We start from the raw sequence: 17,741 nt of genomic DNA, 5'->3' as shown, positions 1-17,741 counted from the left end.
TTCTTTTGTGGAAACTGAAAAGTAAATGCATCATGTTATGGATTAAAACCAAAACCATGAAAATTTACCTTAGCCTCATCCTGTCCCTGTTGTTCTTTGGAGCATGTGGACAAACCAATCCTCTACAGCATACACTCTATCCCGAAGAAATTATGCTGAAACTTAAAAAAGAGATTGGCCTGAAGAATAAAAAATTTAATCCTGAGAAACGTGGCGGACTGTATAGGGCCAGGCCTCAGGGTAATGCCGTTTATGTAAAAATAGAAGGCGTAAATGCGGCTAAGGTAAATGAACTGATTGCTAAAAACAGTTCATTGCCGGAGCTTAAAAGGCTATATCCGGATCTGAAAGTTACGCCAGATGTATTTTTTATTAAGGGCCGGCGGGAGGAAGGTACGAAAAAGGTTGTATTTCAAACAATAAGAATTGCTGATGATGGCCATACAGAAATTTTAAGCCCTAATGCAACAGATTATGATCAGGATCTTAGTGGTAAATGGGTTGTCGACTATTATAAAGGCCCAAGGCCAGAAGCAGATGTACTTCTTGCATTGTTGATCAGGGAAGAATTTAAAAGGTTTGAATTGCCCGAGAAAGCGAGGTTAGCCATTGAATATACAGATTACATGATTGACACCAATACTTATATCTACAAAAGTGATAAGATTACCCGGGCAAGGTTTTACAATTTAAAGCCATCCAGGATAGATACACTGATCCGTAAAGCAAAAGCAGATGGAATCTATCCGGTAAAAGAAAAAGAGCGAAGTATTGCACAGAAAAGAGATTTGGAAGAATTTCTGACAAAGACCACTGAAGTCATATTAAAAGAAGGACCCTGGGGTTTTGAAATGGATCAGTTTGAAAATCATGTTGAGCTATATCTATCTAAGGAAAAGGCCTTGGAGCTTAAACGCAGAAGGAGGGTGATGGGATCTTGCAGCATGGACAACGGTCCGATAATACATGCTACAAATATAGCAAGACTGGCAGGGGAGACCTGTTGTATGGAGATTTTTCTAAGATCGCATCTCGATATTCTCAATGACAACTTTGAGCGGATGATAGATGCGAGTTATGCACAACCCGGAAGAAAAACTTATGGTAAAGAACTGGAAGCGCTGGGCGTTGATTTCAGGTACCTGGTTCCGGGAATTTTGCTGCGTGCCGATCATTTTGCGGTTAACCATTATTATGGTGAACTTAACCGTACAGGACGGGCAATGGCAGAACTGGACTCAAAAGCGGCAGTTTACAGAACGATTGAGACATTGATAGCAGACCGGAAACTTGACCTTTACAACCGGCTTTGCCTTGTCTTTTTTGCGGAAGCATACAATTATAATTTAAAAAAACTCAGTTTAACCACTGAAGCAGATGCTAACCTGAAGCGCTTGAAGGTGCTGACAGCAGATTTTCCTGTTTATGTGAACGCCCCGCTCCATAAAAGTATTGACGGGATCATAACACCTTCCGGAGACTTTTAGTTATAACGTTTCTAAACTAAAATGATATTCAGAACTCTGCCGGCATTGTTTTAGTTTTGGCCGAAATAAGAACAACAATCTAATGTCGAAAACGAAACTTACAATTAACAATAACGGATCAGTGAAAATAGAAGGTGATTTTGAAATTGTTGACAGAAATGGCAATGCTTATGGCTTACAGGGGAGAACAGTATTGTCCATTTGCCGTTGCGGGCTGTCAAAAAACAAACCTTTTTGTGATGGTTCCCATAACGGACATTTTGAGCATGAGGCTGTTGCATTTGAACTTCCTCCTAAAAAAGTTTAAAAAGGACATGCGTACTGCAATGCAGCTGTAATTTTAAGCAGGGAAAGCAAACATTATTGCGAGGTTTTTGTAGTTTTAACAAGTATTACCGCTAAATCCTGCACGCATGAAAAGTCTCCGAATATTTGCAATTCTTCTGATATTGGCCTGTTTAGTTTATTCCTGTTCATCTTCCAGGAGTTCATCTGCTGAGGAGGGTAAAAAGCGAAGAAAAATAACAGGTGTAACCCCGGGGATTAAAAACCCGAGCAGGGGGGTAATCAATGCAAGTGGAGACGGCCTTACACCCGGAATCGGTCAGTCAAATGGTGCAGGTTCAGAAGAAAATGCGACCAGTATTGCCAATAATGCAATTGCAAAAGCCAATGCGATGGTGAGGGTGAATCAGCAGAAGTTAGCGGCTATGAGTGATGAAGAACTTGTCAATAAGATGTTAACCGATCAGCAAATTGAAGTTAAGCGGAGTGAAAACGCTGTAAGAACAACTGCAAATACCCGGATTAAGGATTATGCTGCTATGGTTTTGACTGACCATGCAGAGATTCAACATGATTTAAAAAAGCTTTCAGGGAGCAAAAACATGGCCCTGGTTACATTAAAATCCCTTAATGTTTCCAGCAGAACCGATCTGGAATTTGTTGAACAGATGATCGAAAGCAATCAGAACATGATAGCGCTTTATACTGCCGCCGGTAAGTCTAAAGACCCGGCCATAAGAGCGTTTGCCTTAAAACAATTGCCTGTGTTGAGAAAACACCTTGAGGCGGCCCAGGAACTGACCAAAGTATTTAAGCCAAAGCAATAGCAGGACTGGAGAGGGGAAAGGGCCGGTTGGGCAAATGAATAAGATTTAATAGTTTTGATGCATAATTTGAAGATATGAAAGCGAGTAATTTTAAAGTTGATGAAGATGGAAGTTCGATAACCGCTACCCTGGTTGTGCGTTCGTCTTTAGGCGGAAAAATCTTTCTTTATACCTTAAATGTGCTGCTCATTGGGATCATTATATTATTTTTTATAGGTAATATAGGGGTAATCACCTTATTTATTACCGTGATGGAGGTATTGCTGTTCCGGTATTCTTTATGGAACCTGTATGGTTCAGAAACTGTGGTTCTAAAAAAACATTCTTTAAGTTACCAGCAACGCTATGGCCCGATTAAAATGCCTGCAAAAACCCTGAACATTACGAAATCGCTAAAGGTGTTTCCCTTTCATGAAAATTTTCAGACAGGCAATAAAGCAATGAAGCTGGTTTTTGAATCTGTAGATGAAAGCCTGCATCCTGTTAACCTTTACCAGACCTCGCTTGCCATTTCCCAGCAGGATTATAAATCATTTATGGTTGCTTTTAACAGGCTTTATAAGCGTAAGCAGGATGAATATCTGCTTCCCCTGCCTCAAATGAATTAATTGACTTATCTATTTCAGGACCAGTTAAAAGGCTTCAGTGAGGCCCAGGAAGAACCCCTTTGAACCATATTTTCCAAAGGCATAATCCAGGCAGAGGTTAGTTCGTGTGGCTTTGTTAAACAATACACGTAAGCCTGCACCGCCACCTGGCTGCCATTCCTGAAACAGTGCTGTACCGAGGTCGTCATTGGCCGTTTGTATATTGCCAAAAGCAACACCACTTATAAATTTATTCCTTGTGATCGGAAAACGGTATTCCAGCTCTGAATAAAAATATTGCGGGCCTTTAAAATAGGTAACTGTATAGCCCCTTCCACTGCGGAAGTAGGTATCCCTTCCGGTACCTGGCAGTTCCAGATAGGGAAGGGCCCCATTGATCAGGTAGGAGCCCCAGTTCCAAAAGGCGATAACATGTTCAGGATTGCTGCTGGAGAGACTCCAGTATTTTCTGAAATCGGTGGTAATCTGCATAGCACTTTTAGAACTGCCCATCCAGGTTTGGTTAAGGCGGATGCCGGCATCAACATAAATGCCTTTATAAGCACGGTTCTGGTTGTCGCGCGTAGTATACTGCAGGTTAAACAATAAGCCATTAGATTGATAATGGTCACGGTTAAAGCCGTATTTGTCGCTATAGATGTTATATGGCGTAAGTGCATTGCTGGTATTTGCGCGATCTTCAATTTTCCTTCTGATCTCGAAGGATACCCCGGCACCCAGAAATAAGTTTGGCTGCACCTGCTTGTATATCTTTTCCCTGAAATTGTAATATTCTGCGTGAAGTACATAGGGTTTTCGGCCGGGATTACTGAGGATCATGTCGGCTTCGCTACCTGTGGCAGCTTTACCTATGCCCAATCCAAAATCTGGCAATACGGTTTTTGCGGCAACCAGGCTTCCCTGGAGGTTCCATTTATTACCAGGTGTATATACATTGTGGTTAAGGTAAAAGTAAATGATGCCTTTAGTGGTTATAGATGCTGAAGTTGCGGCAATGGACATGAGTGTATGCGGGTCTTTTCCCAATATTTTACCCGCAACTGCCTTTATGCCGATCTGTGCCCCTATACTTGGGTTATATGCAAAATTAGGAATGATGGTTACAGCTGATTTTTTTGCCGGGTTAGTACTTTTCCGCTTAGGATGAAAAATACTGTTAAAAAGATCACCAATATCGTATTGGGTATAGCTGCTGTCCCTTTTTATAGGGTCAGTCCTTAATGAATCAATGGTTTGCGCCTGTGCGTAACCCCAGGGCATACCAACGAGCAGGGCAAGTATGGGGATCCATTTGTTTTTAAAAGATATATTGCTATCTGGCATGCGATCAGTGTTCCAAAGGTTTCTGTAAATTCCTCAAAAATAACGACAAATATCCAGATCAATTGCAGGCAGGGGACGATCTTTATTTTTTAGGCAGTTAAGGGACCTTTTCGAATACAAATTTTGGATTCTGGTACTCAATCGGGATGTTCTTTTTGAAATAGGTCATGTTCATATAAATTTCCATGGAACCTGTACCCATAATGAGCTTATTGTCCTTTTTTAACAGCGCTATGGGAATCCTGTGCCAGGTTTCGATCCCATAACGCTGAAAGCGGTAAGTTCCTTTTAGGGTATCACCTTTTACTATTCCGGTCACTTCACCGGAATCTTTGTAAGCGCCATGATAATTGATTTCAAACCTGCCATAAAACTCCTTATCAGTTAGTTTTATTCTAAGCGAAGCTGTATCATCTTTGTTTATGGCCCGGTATGCCGTTTTAACCTGACTTTCCCTTGTCTCATCATTGCTGTTACAACCGGCCAGCAGAACAAAAAAGAGGCTTAAACACAGCTGGGTAAATCCTGTTATACGGTAAAATTTATAAGCATTTCTAAAAGGTGCGGCAATGCCGGATTTTGGCTTTTCTTTTTCCATACAGCGTATAGTTCAGTTCTTTGTGTTATTTTTTTCAGTTCGATGAATTTGATCTCCTTGTTTTCAGTATGCGCCAAAGAGGTAGGGATAACGGAGACCCCCATTCCATATTCTACCAATTTAAAAATAGTTGGGGCATGGATGGACCGGTGGGCAATTTTAGGTGCAAAGCCCTGATCAGCACACAGGTTAATGATTTGCTGATAATATAACTGACTCTGGTCATTTGGGAACAGGATAAAAGGTTCTTCTCTGAACTGCCCTATATTTATAAAAGTTTCTGCATTGATGGGGTGATTTTGGGGCAGCACCAGGGAAAAGGTTTCTTTATACACACTCCTGATGTCATATCCCGCATCAACATGGTTGGAGCGCATGAAACCCAGATCAAGTTCTTCGTTTTTTAAGGCCATTAACTGTTCCCTGTTGTTTAGTTCATCGAGCTGAAATTTAATGTTTGGACACTCTTTATGAAAATTTTTTAACAATCCGGGTAAAACAGATTGCATTGCTGAGGCTACGAAACCAATTCTGAGCTGTCCGGTATTGCCTATTTTAATCAGCTCTAAATTGGTAAGGGCAGATTCTACCTTGTTCAGCACCTGGACTGCATCCTTATATAAGGATTTTCCGGATTCACTTAAGGCTACTTTTTTATTGGACCTGTCAAAAAGGGAGATCTGGATCAGCTGTTCCAGTTGTTTGATCTGCTGGCTTAAGGCAGACTGGGAAATAAACAGCTTTTCGGCAGCTTTACGGTAATGCAACTCCTCGGCAAGCATTTTGAAATACACAAGATGTCTGAGTTCTATTTGATTAGCGAAACTGATCATTATATAATTAACATTAATCAATACTTATGACTAAGTTATGGATATTTGTTGGGGAACCATTAAGCTGAAATAAAATATATGATAAAAAAAGTACTTACACTGGGACTTGGTAAAGTTGGGACACTGGTAGGCGTATTGCTGAGTGAGCAATTTGAGGTAACCGGCATGGATAAGCAACAGCCCCATTATCCATATACGCTGCCCTTTAAAGTAATTACCGGTGATGTGACAGATGCGGAACTGATGCGCAAGCTGATTGCGGACCATGATGCAGTAGTATCGGCACTGCCCTATTTTTTGAATAAAACCATTGCACTGATAGCGCAACAGACAGGTAGCCATTATTTTGATTTGACGGAGGATGTAGAAACTACCGCTTACATCAGGGAGCTGAGTAAGGATGCAACTGCGGTGATGGCGCCCCAATGTGGCCTGGCCCCGGGAATTATTGGTGTTATAGGTGCACATCTGAGTAAGGACTTTGAAAAGATCCGTTCTATAGAAATGCGTGTGGGTGCTTTGCCAAAATACCCCAATGGACAAATGGCCTATTCCTTTACCTGGTCGGCCGCCGGTGTGGTAAATGAGTACATTAACGATGCAGAAGCTATACACAATGCTGAGCGGAAACGCGTAATTTCTTTACAGGGTAAAGAAGCGATTAACATTGAGGGGGCGGCCTATGAGGCTTTTTATACTTCAGGTGGCTTGGGCACGATGTGTGAGACCTATGAAGGCAGAGTGGATAAGCTGGATTACAAAACGATCCGTTATCCGGGGCATTGCGACCTGATGAATTTTTTGATCCATGAACTGCACCTGAAAAATGATAAGCAACAGCTGGAAGAGCTCTTAAAAAATGCCAAGCCCGAAGTAGAAGAAGATGTAGTGTTGATTTATGCAGTTGCAGAAGGCTGGAAAGATGGGCAGATGAAAAGAAATGAGTTTTACAAAGCCTGTGCGCCGATTGTAATTGCGGGGCAGCGCTGGAGGGCAATTTCCTGGACTACCGCTGCAAGTCTGGTTGCAGTAATAGAAATGGTAGCCAATGGTTCGATTCCGGCCAAAGGATTTATTAAACAGGAAGAGATTTCACTTGAATCGTTACTGGACACCAGAACCGGTAGCTTATTTAAATCATAACATATGAATTTCGATAAGGAAAAGACCCTTGATATTTTTCTGAATGTACTTTTTGACCGGTACCGGAAGGCTGTACCAGCGGTTAAAAAGATTACTGGTTCGCTCATTGAGGCCGGTGTGATAAAAGCACAGGAAGAAATTGTGAATGACCACATTGCTTTCCGTACTTTAGGGGTACCACATCTGGGCATTGCTTCTTTCGAAAAGATCTTTTTGCACCAGGGGTATAAAAAAATGGAATACTATTATTTTGAGGGTAAAAAACTGAATGCCTATTGGTATGCACCACCTGCTCCTGAATATCCCAGGATATTTATGAGTGAGCTGATCGTTAAAGAGCTGTCGGAACTGGCGCAGCAACTTATATACAAGTACACTTCCAGTATCCATAAAGACCCTGTGGATGCACTTGACCTTGACAATGGAGCTGAGATCGGTACATTTTTTCATCAGCCTTTATGGCAACTGCCTGATCTGGCAGATTACCAGCGCTTACTGGAAGAAAGTGAGTATGCCGCCTGGGTAATTTACAACCGATACTACCTGAACCATTATACCATCAGTGTGCAGGACCTGAAGCCTGGCTACAATAAGCTGGAAGATTTTAACCGGTTTGTGGAATCGCTTGGCTTAAAGCTGAACAGTTCAGGTGGTAAGATCAAAGTGAGTGCAGACGGTTTATTGCGGCAGAGCAGTACTATGGCCGAAATGCAGGAGGCTGTATTTGCGGAAGGCGAGCGTATGCCGATTGCAGGCAGCTATGTAGAATTTTCGGAGCGTTTGGTTTTACCGGAATTCAGGGAGCTACCTTTAACTGAAATAAAAAGGGAACACCGGCGTGAAGGTTTTGAGACCAATAATGCTGATAAAATATTTGAAAGTACGTATATTAAACCTGCAAAGGATTAATCAATTTATAAAGCAATGAACATCAACGAAATATTAAACAAACTGGGGATTGAACCAGACAATTCAGGGACTTCAACAGGTAGTAAATGGCTGGCATCCAAAGGGGCTGTTATCAGTTCCAGCTCTCCGGTAAACGGACAGGTAATTGCCAGCTTGCAAAGCACAGATGCGGCGGGCTATGAAAAAGTAATGGAACAGGCAAGCCAGGCCTTTTTGCATTGGAGAAAGGTACCCGCGCCTAAGCGTGGTGAAATGGTACGTCAGTTTGGAGATGCCCTGCGTGAACATAAGGATGCCCTGGGGGCATTGGTATCCTTTGAGATGGGAAAGAGTTTACAGGAAGGCATGGGCGAGGTGCAGGAGATGATCGACATCTGCGATTTTGCTGTAGGATTATCGAGGCAGCTTTATGGCTTAACGATGCATTCAGAGAGGCCCGGTCACCGTATGTATGAGCAATGGCATCCACTGGGGGTAGTCGGCATTATTTCGGCCTTTAATTTTCCTGTGGCGGTTTGGGCCTGGAACACTGCGCTGGCCTGGGTATGTGGCAATGTATGTGTCTGGAAACCTTCTTCAAAAACACCGCTCTGCGCCATAGCCTGTCAGCATATTGTTGCTAAAGTGTTAAAGGCAAATGATTTACCTGAAGGAATAAGCAATTTGGTTACGGGTAATGCCTGTGGTACATTGATCAATGAGGACAAGCGTATTCCATTGATCTCTTTCACCGGTTCTACCAGAGTTGGAAAAGTGGTTTCAGCTACGGTGGCCGGCAGGTTTGGCCGGAGCATACTGGAGCTGGGCGGAAACAATGCTATTGTTATTTCTGCAAGTGCAGATTTAGAAATGTCGGTCATCGGAGCTGTATTTGGTGCGGTTGGGACTGCCGGGCAACGTTGTACCTCTACCCGCAGGCTGATCATCCACGAAAGCGTTTATGATGATTTTACGGCTAAACTGGCCAAAGCTTACGGGCAGATCAAAATTGGTGATCCTTTGGATGAAAATAACCATATGGGCCCGCTGATAGACCAGGGGGCTGTGGAAGATTACCTGAATGCGATTGAGCAGGTGAAACAACAGGGGGGCAGGTTTTTAGTTGAAGGCGGAGTGGTTAATGGACCGGGTTTTGAATCGGGCTGTTATGTTAAACCTTGTATTGCCGAGGTTAAAAACCACTATGCAATTGTACAGGAAGAGACCTTTGCACCTGTTCTGTATGTGATGAAATACAAAGACATAGCGGAAGCCATAGCCATGCAGAATGATGTACCCCAGGGCCTTTCATCTGCAATTATGACTTTGAACCTGCGTGAAGCAGAACAGTTTTTATCTGCCGCAGGCTCTGACTGCGGTATTGCAAATGTAAATATTGGTACCTCCGGGGCTGAAATAGGCGGCGCCTTTGGTGGCGAGAAGGAGACCGGTGGTGGCAGGGAAAGCGGATCTGACGCCTGGAAAGGGTATATGCGGCGGCAAACGAACACCATCAATTATTCCAATACACTGCCATTGGCCCAGGGCATAAAGTTTGATTTGTAAGTTATGCTTAACTTGTCTTGAAATTAAGGGATGGAAGAGAAGCTTAAGGCACTGGCGGGTTCGCTGCAAGGTGAATTGTATACGGATGACACCACCAGGTTGTTGTATGCTACAGACGCATCGGCCTATTCTGAAATGCCCCTTGCTGTTGCGGTTCCCCGTTCAGTAGCTGATCTGAAGCTGCTGATTGAATTTGCAGGTGAAGAAGGGACATCACTGATCCCACGTACGGCAGGGACCTCATTGGCCGGACAGGTAGTAGGGAGTGGCATAGTGGTGGATGTATCTAAATATTTTAACCAGTTTATAGCACTCAATACCACTGAGCGCTGGGTTAAGGTGCAACCGGGCGTAGTGCGCGATGAGCTGAACAAATACCTTCGGAACTATGGTTTGTTTTTTGGCCCTGAAACTTCAACAGCCAACCGTGCCATGATAGGAGGTATGGTGGGCAATAATTCCTGTGGTTCAAATTCTATCCTATACAAAAGTACAAGAGAGCATACCCTTGAAATTAAAGCTTTGTTAAGTGATGCCTCTGAGGTGACATTTAAGGCGCTGAATTTTGAGGAGTTTATTGCGAAATGCGAAGGGACAAGTCTTGAGGCCAGGTTATACCGTTCTATCAGAAGCCAGTTGGGGAATTATGAAAACCAGCAGGAAATCAGAAAAGAATTTCCGCGCAGTGACATAGAACGGCGAAATACCGGATATGCAATAGATATTTTGCTTGACACGGCACCTTTTACTGCGGGAGCTGAGGATTTTAACTTTTGCAAACTAATAGCAGGATCAGAAGGTACACTGGCTTTCATTACGGAGGTGAAGCTGAACCTGGAACCCCTGCCTCCGGCACATTCAGGTTTACTCTGTGTCCATTTTAATACACTGGAAGCTGCCCTGCAAGCCAATCTGGTTGCCTTAAAATACCAGCCAAATGCGGTTGAGCTGATTGACCATTATATCTTGGAATGTACCAGGGATAATATGGAGCAGCGTGCGAACAGCTTTTTTGTGCAGGGGGAGCCGGCAGCCCTGCTGGTTATTGAATATGCCAGAGCTAGCAGGGCTGAAGTGATGGAGGTAGCGGCCAGGGTTGAAGCGGAACTGCGTAACCTGGGACTGGGCTATTATTTTCCTTTGTTGTTCGGTCAGGACATTAAGAAAGTATGGTCGTTAAGAAAAGCAGGATTGGGCTTATTGGGTAATTTGCCCGGCGATGAAAAGGCTGTTCCTGTAATTGAAGATACCGCAGTTGCGGTACAGGATTTACCGGCCTATATCCGGGATTTTAATGCTATTTTAAGCAAACATGGTTTGTATGCTGTCCATTACGCCCATGCCGGTTCCGGGGAGCTGCATTTAAGGCCTATTCTGAACTTAAAAACAGAACAGGGAACCCGAATGTTCCGGTTAATAGCCGAAGAAATAGCCCTGCTGGTCAAAAAATATAAAGGTTCGTTAAGCGGTGAACATGGGGATGGGCGGTTAAGGGGAGAATTTATTGCGCAAATGGTTGGCGAAAAGAATTATGCCTTGCTGAAAGCAATAAAATCGACCTGGGACCCCCGGAATATTTTTAACCCCGGTAAGATCATAGACAGTCCGCCTATGGATACCATGCTGAGGTACACTGCCGGACAAAAAGGATTTGATTTTAAAACTGTGTTCCGTTATGAAGGACAGAATATGTTGCAGCATATTGAACAGTGTAATGGTTCAGGAGATTGCCGCAAATCCCATCTGGCAGGGGGTACCATGTGTCCTTCTTATATGGCTACGCATGACGAAAAGGATACCACCCGGGCCCGGGCAAATATATTGAGAAATTTTTTAACGCATTCTGAGCAGGTCAATAAATTTGATCACCGGGAAATTAAGGAAATACTGGACTTATGCCTGAGCTGTAAGGGGTGTAAATCGGAGTGTCCTTCCAATGTGGATATGGCAAAATTAAAAGCTGAGTTTTTACAGCATTACCAGGATGCCAACGGTATTCCGTTCAGGTCGAGGCTGATAGCCAACTTTAGCAGAATTGCGGCGCTGGGTGCAATGGCGCCCCGGCTGTACAACTGGATGATGACAGGAAGAGGTGTTAGCCATGCTGTAAAAAAAATATCCGGTTTTGCTGCCGGCAGGAGTATGCCTGAAATTCAGCATACCACTTTGAGAAGCTGGTTCCTGAAACATCAGCGCGACACCTGGAAAGGGGAAGTTCTGCAAAGTACAAAAAAGGTTTACTTTTTTTGTGATGAATTTACCAATTACCAGGATACGGAGATTGGCATAAAGGCCATCCTGCTGCTGGAAGCCCTTGGTTATGAGGTAATCCTGCCGAAGCACCTGGAAAGTGGCAGGGCTTCTATTTCAAAAGGTCTGTTGCGGAGGGCCAGGAAAATTGCCCAGCACAATGTCTGGTGCCTGGACCCATTGATCAATGAGGCATCGCCCTTAATAGGTATTGAACCTTCGGCAATCCTGACTTTCAGGGACGAATATCCCGATCTGGTAAATGACGATCAGCTGGACGTAGCAAGGAAACTGGCTGCCAACGTTTTACTTATTGATGAATTTTTGGCCAGAGAAATACAAAGGGGAAATATTAAACAGTCTGATTTTAGTACTGAAGCCAGAACGGTTGTACTGCACGGGCATTGCCAGCAAAAAGCTTTTAATGCCTTAAGCGCTACCGAACAGGTCCTTTCCTTTCCGGTGAACTATAAAGTGGAAACCATTCCTTCAGGCTGTTGCGGGATGGCGGGTTCTTTTGGGTACGAAAAAGAGCATTACAGCCTGTCGATGCAGATTGCTGAGCTGGTACTTTTTCCGGAAATCAGAAAACAGACAGATCAGGTGATCATAGCGGCAACCGGAACCAGCTGCAGGCACCAGATTAAGGATGGTACCGGAAAAAGAGCATTGCACCCCGTAGAAATATTATATAATTGTCTGCTTTTAAAATAACTCTTATCTTCAGGGCATGATTTTACGTACCACTATTTTTGTACTTTGCCTGTTGCTTTCGGGCATTGTAACCTACGCCCAAAAAACGGATACCACTTATTATGATAAAGACTGGGAGCCTTCTACAAAGGCATTGGGTTCTTATTTCCGCATTACCAAAACAATAGAAGAAGGCAAAAGGTATGAGGTTACCGACTACTTTAAATCCGGGAAAATCCAGATGACTGGTGCTTATACCTCACTTTCACCAGAAGTAAAGGACGGGGAGTTCATCTGGTACGATGAGCAAGGAAAGAAAGAAAAAGAAGCGGTATATGTACTGGGAAAGCTTAGGTTTAAAAAAGACTACAGAGCAGTTCCACCACCAAACGGGGCCACTGAGTTCGTTTCTTTAGAAAAACAGCCTGTATATCCGGGAGGGATCAATAAATTGTATAAATACATTGGGGCCAATTTTGTGTACCCCAAAAGCATGTTGAAGTTAAGGCCCAAAGGGACCATTAAGGTCAGCTTTCTTATTGAAAAAGACGGCAGTGTATCAGAAGTATATGTTAAAGAGTCGGTACACCCCTTACTGGATGCTGAAGCCATCCGGGTTATTGAGGGGATGGAAAAATGGGAGCCCGGGATACAAAGTGGAAAACCTGTAAGGGTAGCTTATAACATCCCTATAAAAATGAATTGATGGTTATTTTTATGTAACATAGACAAAGCCGCATACTCTAATAGCTAAAAAACACCAGTCATGCTTAAAATCACCAGTTTTTTCTTATTGATTTTCACGGTAGCTTCTGCAGCATCTGCACAGAGCCCTGCTACCTTTAACAAATTAAAACTCGATAGCCTGATCGAAACCGTTGGTGCAAAGGATAAAGCCATGATGAGCATTGCTGTAATGCAAAATGGGAAAATGGTTTACAGCAAGGCCGTAGGCTATGCTATTGCAGATACAAAAATACCCGCTACACCGGAAACCAAATACCGGATAGGTTCCATTACAAAAGTATTTACCGGAACGGTTATTTTTCAATTGATACAGGAGGGTAAACTTAGTCTTACCACTACTCTGGCAACCTTTTTTCCTGCTTTGCCGAATGCCGATAAAATAACAATGGCACATCTGCTGAATCACAGTAGCGGATTGTTTAACCTTACAAGTGATCCCGGTTATGCAAGTATTCTTGGAGCAAAATTAAGCCAGGCCGACTTACTGGCAAGGTTTCAGCATGCCCCGGTTTTTGAGCCGGGTGCAAAAAACGAGTATAGCAACACCAATTTCATCCTGTTAGGGTTTATTATAGAAAAACTGGATAAGAAAAGCTACGCTGCATCTGTAAAATCACGTATCATTGATAAAATAGGGTTAAAAAACACCTATTATGGCGGTCCGATCAATCCGGCAAATAATGAGGCCAGATCTTACAAATGGAAAGAGGGCTGGGTGGCCGAACAAGAAACCGATATGAGTATACCCGGTGCTGCCGGTGCAATGGTAGCGAACCCGGGGGACCTGGTACAGTTTTTTAATGCATTGTTTACCGGAAAACTGATCAGCGAAGCCAGTCTTTTGCAGATGGAAAAAATAACAAATGGCTATGGAATGGCAATGTTCAAGATGTCATTTGGTGAACACAGCAGTTATGGACATACTGGCGGAATAGATGGTTTTCAGTCGCAGGCAGCCTACTTTCCTGAAAATAAGATGGCAATAGCCATTACGGCTAATGGTGTTAACACTTCATTGAATGATGTGGCTATCGGAGTGCTTAGCATTTTGTTTAACAAGCCTTATGTTATTCCTACTTTCAGCAATCTGAAGCTTAAAAACGAAGACCTGAATAAATATCTGGGTACCTACGCAAGTGATAAAATGCCACTTAAAATAACAATTACCAGCAAGGATGCAGTTTTGTATGCACAAGCCACGGGGCAATCTGCTTTCCCCCTTGTTGCGGCCAAACCGGATGTTTTTACTTTTGAATCGGCAGGAATCAACTTAACTTTTGATGTGGCGAACAATCAAATGACATTCAGACAAGGTGGGGCGACATTTGTGATGACGAAGGAAAAGTAAGACAATCCTATTTTTGCATCAGCCTATTTGCTATGGGAACATCGGCAGGTGCGAGGTGATAAGAAGGGAGATCATCCACATTTACCCATAATACTTCATCATGATCCGTTAAGATGATTTCTCCACTTACAAAAGTGCAGGAGTAAGCCTTTAAAGTTATCGTAAAATTGCCATAATTATGGATATGATCCATTATGTGATGTTTTACCTGAATAATGATCATTAATTCCTCGGCAAGTTCCCTTACAAGGCATGCTTCAGGCTCCTCACGGGGTTCTATTTTTCCGCCTGGAAATTCCCAGTAGCCCGCAAGGTGTTTATGGGCCGCCCGTCTTGCGATGAGCACCTTATTTTCCCTGAAAATTATTGCTGCGGCTACTGAGATCATAAAATCATGGTATAATTTATCGTTGAAAATAGCCGAAGTTAACACATTTTCAGATAAGTAATGGGTTTAATTATTATTGTCTCCCTATTTCCGGAGCATATTTTTTAGTATTTAATGGTTATATTTAGCGTATTTATGAACAACTTACTTAAATTTCAATATCAACTTGTAAAGGAAAGCAGGGCGGTGGTATTGCGGTACCTGGAGTTACAAGTACAGGATGACCTCTTGAAAGGAGTTGATACCTTTAATGGTAAAAGTATTGCTTTTATGATGGTACATGTGGCCAATACCTATATTGCATGGGTGGGTAATTTTGCTTTGGCGATGCAAAGACCTTATTATACAGAAAGCGAGTTTACAATGGTAGCGCAACTGAGGACAATTTTTAAAGATGTCGACCTGATCATGGAGCAGTTTATTACAGGTTTTGCAACAGATACGATGCGAGCCGTTAAGGGATACAAATGGGCAGATCAATACATTGAAACGGATGCGTACAGTATTTTTACGCATGTATTGACCCATGAATTTCATCATAAGGGGCAAATAATGACGATGGGCAGGCTGCTTGGCCATACGCCTCCTGATACTGATGTGATGAGGTTTTAATTATCGTAAATACAAAGGTTTTTGAAAAAAAAGAAAGAGATGAATACAGATTATTCCCAAAAGGCAACAAACGAAGAGATCAAAGCGAGATTTGATAAAGATGTGGAACGTTTTTCAAATCTGGAAACCGGACAGCAATCTACTATAGATGCTCCGATCACAATGGAACTGTGTACAGCAGCAGCCCAATACATTAATCCGAAGGCAAAGGAATTACTCGATATTGGTTGTGGGGCAGGTAATTACACTTTGAATATGCTTGGTAAGATCCCCAACCTGAATTGTACCTTAAATGACCTGAGTTTACCGATGCTGGAGCGGGCAAGAGCACGTGTGGCTGCTCAAACCAGTGGTGAAATTACCATCCTGCATAATGATATGCGTAATTTAGATTTACCAGAAAATCATTTTGATATCGTACTGGCCGCGGCTACTTTTCATCACCTGCGTGATGATGCCGACTGGGAACTTGTTTTTACTAAAATTTATAAAGCCCTAAAACCAGGTGGCAGTTTATGGATTTCTGATCTGATTACCCATAATTCAAGCCTGATCAACCGGCTTTTTGAAGATAAGTACCGGGCCTATCTCGAAAGTTTGGGAGGACCGGAGTATGCGCAAAACGTATTTGATTATATTGCCTATGAGGATACGCCCCGGTCTTTAAATTTTCAGCTGGCATTGCTGACTAAAGTGGGTTTTAGAACTACGGAGATATTGCATAAGAATTCGAATTTCGCAGCTTTTGGCGCAGTGAAGTAGCTTATGGTTTTTAAGAGGAAGCCATAAGAGGCTTCTTAAATGATAACTTTATATGGATAAAAAAGTAGGAGTTGAAACTTTGCATTTGTTCCCTTTGCTAAACAAAAAGCTCATAGAACTTTTAAAATCTTTAACTGATGAAGAATGGAATGCCCAAACGGTAGCCAGACTTTGGAATGTTAAAGATGTTGCTTCCCATCTTCTGGATACGAATTTAAGGACATTATCTATCTCAAGAGATGGCTATATTGGTGAGAAAGCTGAAAACATAAGTTCTTATCAGGAGCTGGTATCCTTTCTTAATAATTTGAATATGACCTGGACAAATGCTACCAAAAGACTTAGTCCTGATGTTTTGACATTCCTTTTGGAAATCACCGGACCACAATTTTCGGCACACCTTAATTCGCTTGATCCATTTGAAAATGCGGTATTTGCCGTTTCCTGGGCAGGACAACAAACTTCAGCCAATTGGTTCAATATTGCCAGGGAATACACGGAGAAATTTTTGCATCAACAGCAAATCAGGGATGCAGTTGGCAAACCAGGTATTATGACCAGGGAGTTGTATTATCCTTTTCTTGATGTTTTTATGTATGCGCTTCCGTATACTTTTAAAAATATAGCTGCAGAAACCGGAACTGTTGTTTCATTAATTATAACCAGTGAAATTGGTGGACAATGGAATATTGTTAAAGATGAAAACAAGTGGACTTTGAATAAGAAAAACGACCTGAAGGCAGATGCCACAGTTAAGATTGATCCTGATACTGCCTGGAAACTCTTTTCCAAAAGTTTGGCACCTGAACAAATATTACCACAAGTGGAAATTACAGGTAATAAAAAATTAGGACAACATACATTACAGATGGTGTCTGTAATGGCCTGATGAAAGAATACAATTGCAGGAACTTATGAATACAGAGATACAAACCTATAATGATGCCCAGCCTGGCGCATATAAAGAAATCTGCAACAGACTGGCAACCGAAATTGGCCATAACCTGGGCGAAGCTGAAAGTAAGATCTGGCATGCACATCCGGTTTGGTTTATAAATGGAAATCCCATTGTTGGCTATAGCAAACTTAAAGCCGGCATCAGGTTGATGTTCTGGAGCGGGGCTGATTTTGCTGAAGAACAACTTAAAATAAACACTGGAAAATTTAAAGATGCATCGGTGACCTATACTGCTGCCGAAGAAATTAATACCGGAGACCTGAAACGCTGGCTTGAAAAATCAAGGGAAATACAATGGGATTATAAGCACATTGTTAAAAGAAAAGGCGTTTTATTGCGGTTGAAATAATCAGATAAAAACCTATGGTTTTTATCTGAGGGTTTTTGTTCGGGTAGGTTAACGAAAGGTAAATAAAACGGTTTAT

At 42.5% G+C, this 17,741-nt stretch carries 18 protein-coding genes; 14 read left to right on the top strand and 4 right to left on the bottom strand.

Features of this window, described 5'->3' with window-relative positions; translation table 11 throughout:
- The first annotated feature begins 56 nt into the window (after positions 1-56).
- The 4 genes from PHEP_RS21650 (at position 57) to PHEP_RS12015 (ending at position 3,207) form a co-directional block, all read left to right on the top strand.
- A complete protein-coding gene (locus PHEP_RS21650) occupies positions 57-1,487 on the top strand; it encodes a hypothetical protein (protein WP_143715739.1) in 1,431 nt (476 codons plus the stop codon).
- 82 nt (positions 1,488-1,569) lie between these two features.
- A complete protein-coding gene (locus tag PHEP_RS12025) occupies positions 1,570-1,794 on the top strand; it encodes a CDGSH iron-sulfur domain-containing protein (RefSeq protein ID WP_015808242.1) in 225 nt (74 codons plus the stop codon).
- Positions 1,795-1,900: 106 nt separating this feature from the next.
- On the top strand, positions 1,901-2,599 hold the full coding sequence (locus PHEP_RS12020) for a DUF4142 domain-containing protein (protein WP_015808241.1): 699 nt from the start codon (positions 1,901-1,903) through the stop codon (positions 2,597-2,599).
- 74 nt (positions 2,600-2,673) lie between these two features.
- Positions 2,674-3,207 carry a hypothetical protein gene (locus PHEP_RS12015; protein ID WP_015808240.1) on the top strand — a complete coding sequence of 178 codons (534 nt, stop codon included), beginning with the start codon at positions 2,674-2,676 and terminating at the stop codon, positions 3,205-3,207.
- Positions 3,208-3,231: 24 nt separating this feature from the next.
- Here the strand turns inward: PHEP_RS12015 and PHEP_RS12010 are convergent, their stop codons facing one another.
- The 3 genes from PHEP_RS12010 to PHEP_RS12000 form a co-directional block, all read right to left on the bottom strand.
- Complete coding sequence (locus PHEP_RS12010; protein WP_015808239.1) at positions 3,232-4,530, bottom strand: BamA/TamA family outer membrane protein; 1,299 nt, start codon at positions 4,528-4,530, stop codon at positions 3,232-3,234.
- Positions 4,531-4,627: 97 nt separating this feature from the next.
- A complete protein-coding gene (locus tag PHEP_RS12005; protein ID WP_015808238.1) occupies positions 4,628-5,128 on the bottom strand; it encodes a hypothetical protein in 501 nt (166 codons plus the stop codon).
- Positions 5,059-5,961 carry a LysR family transcriptional regulator gene (locus tag PHEP_RS12000; protein WP_015808237.1) on the bottom strand — a complete coding sequence of 301 codons (903 nt, stop codon included), beginning with the start codon at positions 5,959-5,961 and terminating at the stop codon, positions 5,059-5,061. Before PHEP_RS12000 ends, PHEP_RS12005 begins: the two co-directional genes overlap by 70 nt.
- Positions 5,962-6,039: 78 nt before the next feature.
- Between PHEP_RS12000 and PHEP_RS11995 the strand changes: the two genes are divergently transcribed.
- The 6 genes from PHEP_RS11995 to PHEP_RS11970 are packed head-to-tail and all read left to right on the top strand — an operon-like array spanning position 6,040 to position 14,596.
- The gene (locus PHEP_RS11995; protein ID WP_015808236.1) at positions 6,040-7,104 is read left to right on the top strand and encodes a saccharopine dehydrogenase C-terminal domain-containing protein; all 1,065 of its coding nucleotides are present in this window, start codon (positions 6,040-6,042) and stop codon (positions 7,102-7,104) included.
- A gap of 3 nt (positions 7,105-7,107) precedes the next feature.
- Positions 7,108-8,013 carry a DUF1338 domain-containing protein gene (locus tag PHEP_RS11990; protein ID WP_015808235.1) on the top strand — a complete coding sequence of 302 codons (906 nt, stop codon included), beginning with the start codon at positions 7,108-7,110 and terminating at the stop codon, positions 8,011-8,013.
- Positions 8,014-8,028: 15 nt separating this feature from the next.
- Positions 8,029-9,558: an L-piperidine-6-carboxylate dehydrogenase gene (gene amaB, locus PHEP_RS11985; RefSeq protein WP_015808234.1), complete on the top strand. Its 1,530-nt coding sequence runs from the start codon at positions 8,029-8,031 to the stop codon at positions 9,556-9,558.
- A 30-nt stretch (positions 9,559-9,588) separates the two neighbouring features.
- Entirely contained in the window at positions 9,589-12,522 is a 2,934-nt protein-coding gene (locus PHEP_RS11980; protein ID WP_015808233.1) for an FAD-binding and (Fe-S)-binding domain-containing protein, read from the top strand.
- A 16-nt stretch (positions 12,523-12,538) separates the two neighbouring features.
- Complete coding sequence (locus PHEP_RS21645; protein ID WP_015808232.1) at positions 12,539-13,207, top strand: energy transducer TonB; 669 nt, start codon at positions 12,539-12,541, stop codon at positions 13,205-13,207.
- Positions 13,208-13,267: 60 nt separating this feature from the next.
- Positions 13,268-14,596: a serine hydrolase domain-containing protein gene (locus PHEP_RS11970; protein ID WP_015808231.1), complete on the top strand. Its 1,329-nt coding sequence runs from the start codon at positions 13,268-13,270 to the stop codon at positions 14,594-14,596.
- A gap of 7 nt (positions 14,597-14,603) precedes the next feature.
- On the opposite strand, the gene PHEP_RS11965 is transcribed toward PHEP_RS11970, so the two are convergent.
- Positions 14,604-14,984, bottom strand: coding sequence for a (deoxy)nucleoside triphosphate pyrophosphohydrolase (locus PHEP_RS11965; RefSeq protein ID WP_015808230.1), 381 nt, complete (start codon positions 14,982-14,984; stop codon positions 14,604-14,606).
- A gap of 135 nt (positions 14,985-15,119) precedes the next feature.
- Here PHEP_RS11965 and PHEP_RS11960 point away from each other — a divergent pair, with 135 nt between their 5' ends.
- From PHEP_RS11960 to PHEP_RS11945, 4 genes are read left to right on the top strand one after another with little or no spacing between them, the layout of a single operon-like run.
- Positions 15,120-15,596 carry a DinB family protein gene (locus PHEP_RS11960; protein ID WP_015808229.1) on the top strand — a complete coding sequence of 159 codons (477 nt, stop codon included), beginning with the start codon at positions 15,120-15,122 and terminating at the stop codon, positions 15,594-15,596.
- 21 nt (positions 15,597-15,617) lie between these two features.
- Complete coding sequence (locus PHEP_RS11955; protein WP_238326470.1) at positions 15,618-16,358, top strand: class I SAM-dependent methyltransferase; 741 nt, start codon at positions 15,618-15,620, stop codon at positions 16,356-16,358.
- A 52-nt stretch (positions 16,359-16,410) separates the two neighbouring features.
- Positions 16,411-17,247 (top strand): maleylpyruvate isomerase N-terminal domain-containing protein, encoded by an 837-nt coding sequence (locus tag PHEP_RS11950; RefSeq protein WP_015808227.1) that lies wholly within the window; start codon positions 16,411-16,413, stop codon positions 17,245-17,247.
- A 25-nt stretch (positions 17,248-17,272) separates the two neighbouring features.
- Entirely contained in the window at positions 17,273-17,665 is a 393-nt protein-coding gene (locus tag PHEP_RS11945; protein WP_015808226.1) for a DUF1801 domain-containing protein, read from the top strand.
- The last annotated feature ends 76 nt before the right edge of the window (positions 17,666-17,741 follow it).

It is taken from the genome of Pedobacter heparinus DSM 2366 (genome assembly GCF_000023825.1).
Classification (GTDB): domain Bacteria; phylum Bacteroidota; class Bacteroidia; order Sphingobacteriales; family Sphingobacteriaceae; genus Pedobacter; species Pedobacter heparinus.
The sequence above is the reverse complement of the archived record's forward strand: the minus strand, read 5'-3'. Positions and strand labels throughout refer to the sequence as shown.

What these genes read in the sequence shown, in the direction of transcription:
- amaB (WP_015808234.1), top strand. Translation starts at nt 8,029, where the DNA reads ATGAACATCAACGAAATATTAAACAAACTGGGGATTGAACCAGACAAT.
- PHEP_RS11995 (WP_015808236.1), top strand. Translation starts at nt 6,040, where the DNA reads ATGATAAAAAAAGTACTTACACTGGGACTTGGTAAAGTTGGGACACTG.
- PHEP_RS12010 (WP_015808239.1), bottom strand. Translation starts at nt 4,530, where the DNA reads ATGCCAGATAGCAATATATCTTTTAAAAACAAATGGATCCCCATACTT.
- PHEP_RS12000 (WP_015808237.1), bottom strand. Translation starts at nt 5,961, where the DNA reads ATGATCAGTTTCGCTAATCAAATAGAACTCAGACATCTTGTGTATTTC.
- PHEP_RS12025 (WP_015808242.1), top strand. Translation starts at nt 1,570, where the DNA reads ATGTCGAAAACGAAACTTACAATTAACAATAACGGATCAGTGAAAATA.
- PHEP_RS21650 (WP_143715739.1), top strand. Translation starts at nt 57, where the DNA reads ATGAAAATTTACCTTAGCCTCATCCTGTCCCTGTTGTTCTTTGGAGCA.
- PHEP_RS11990 (WP_015808235.1), top strand. Translation starts at nt 7,108, where the DNA reads ATGAATTTCGATAAGGAAAAGACCCTTGATATTTTTCTGAATGTACTT.
- PHEP_RS11950 (WP_015808227.1), top strand. Translation starts at nt 16,411, where the DNA reads ATGGATAAAAAAGTAGGAGTTGAAACTTTGCATTTGTTCCCTTTGCTA.
- PHEP_RS11970 (WP_015808231.1), top strand. Translation starts at nt 13,268, where the DNA reads ATGCTTAAAATCACCAGTTTTTTCTTATTGATTTTCACGGTAGCTTCT.
- PHEP_RS12005 (WP_015808238.1), bottom strand. Translation starts at nt 5,128, where the DNA reads ATGGAAAAAGAAAAGCCAAAATCCGGCATTGCCGCACCTTTTAGAAAT.
- PHEP_RS11980 (WP_015808233.1), top strand. Translation starts at nt 9,589, where the DNA reads ATGGAAGAGAAGCTTAAGGCACTGGCGGGTTCGCTGCAAGGTGAATTG.
- PHEP_RS21645 (WP_015808232.1), top strand. Translation starts at nt 12,539, where the DNA reads ATGATTTTACGTACCACTATTTTTGTACTTTGCCTGTTGCTTTCGGGC.
- PHEP_RS11965 (WP_015808230.1), bottom strand. Translation starts at nt 14,984, where the DNA reads ATGATCTCAGTAGCCGCAGCAATAATTTTCAGGGAAAATAAGGTGCTC.
- PHEP_RS12020 (WP_015808241.1), top strand. Translation starts at nt 1,901, where the DNA reads ATGAAAAGTCTCCGAATATTTGCAATTCTTCTGATATTGGCCTGTTTA.
- PHEP_RS12015 (WP_015808240.1), top strand. Translation starts at nt 2,674, where the DNA reads ATGAAAGCGAGTAATTTTAAAGTTGATGAAGATGGAAGTTCGATAACC.
- PHEP_RS11960 (WP_015808229.1), top strand. Translation starts at nt 15,120, where the DNA reads ATGAACAACTTACTTAAATTTCAATATCAACTTGTAAAGGAAAGCAGG.
- PHEP_RS11945 (WP_015808226.1), top strand. Translation starts at nt 17,273, where the DNA reads ATGAATACAGAGATACAAACCTATAATGATGCCCAGCCTGGCGCATAT.